Annotated in this window: 1 pseudogene; it reads right to left on the reverse strand. The window is 67.2% G+C overall.

Annotation, left to right across the window (positions count from 1 at the left end):
* A pseudogene (locus FV233_RS30795) lies at positions 1-739 on the reverse strand (hypothetical protein); the annotation flags it as partial.
* Positions 740-762: the final 23 nt, after the last annotated feature.

Consider the following 762-nt stretch of genomic DNA (forward strand, 5'->3'; position numbering starts at 1 on the left):
TGTCGACCGCGGCGATGCCGTTGAAAGCGATGTCCGAGACGTTGGGCGAGATGATCGGGTTGATTGCGCCCTGCTGCGAGACACGAACGATGCCGCCGAACCGGCGCTCACGCACCTCGTCGGGGTTCTTGATCGCGCTCTCTAGCACCTCCCATTCGGGCATGATGGAGGCGTAGAGGCTGTCAAGGCCGCCGCGCCAGAGCGCAGTCGAGACCCGCTGCAGGTCCATGACCTTGTCGGAGATGGACGCGCCCATCCAGCGATGCGGGACCATGTAGGGCTTGAGATCGACGAACGGACGCTCGTCGGTCCACGGCTCCTTAGCCAGGATCTCGCGTCCGCCCGGCCCGCCGGCGCGCACGACGCGCACGCTCTCGGCGATGCCGTCGCCGTCGAGATCGCAGAAGCCGTAGGCCTCCGTCACCTCGACCTCTTCCATGGCGCCGAGGCCTTGGCTGCGGTCCACGTCCTCGCGGTCGCCGAACCCGCGCTCGTAGCGCTCATAGGGCCGGCCGGAATAGGAGGGCAGTTCCTCGACGGTAGCGCGGTCGTAGCCCTGCTTGATCAGGTCGGAGCGCGTCAGACGCGAGCGCTGCCAGACCCACGGGGCTGTGTCGATCGTCTTGCCCCGCATGGAGATGCCGAAGTCCTCCGGCGCCACGGTCTCGACCTTCAAGCGGCCGTTCTGCGTGACGCGGCGTATCTCGATCTCGTAGAGGGTGACCTCCTGCGCGGGCATGCCGGGCTGGCCACCGATCATCT

This window comes from Methylobacterium sp. WL7 (genome assembly GCF_008040085.1).
Lineage (GTDB): Bacteria > Pseudomonadota > Alphaproteobacteria > Rhizobiales > Beijerinckiaceae > Methylobacterium > Methylobacterium mesophilicum.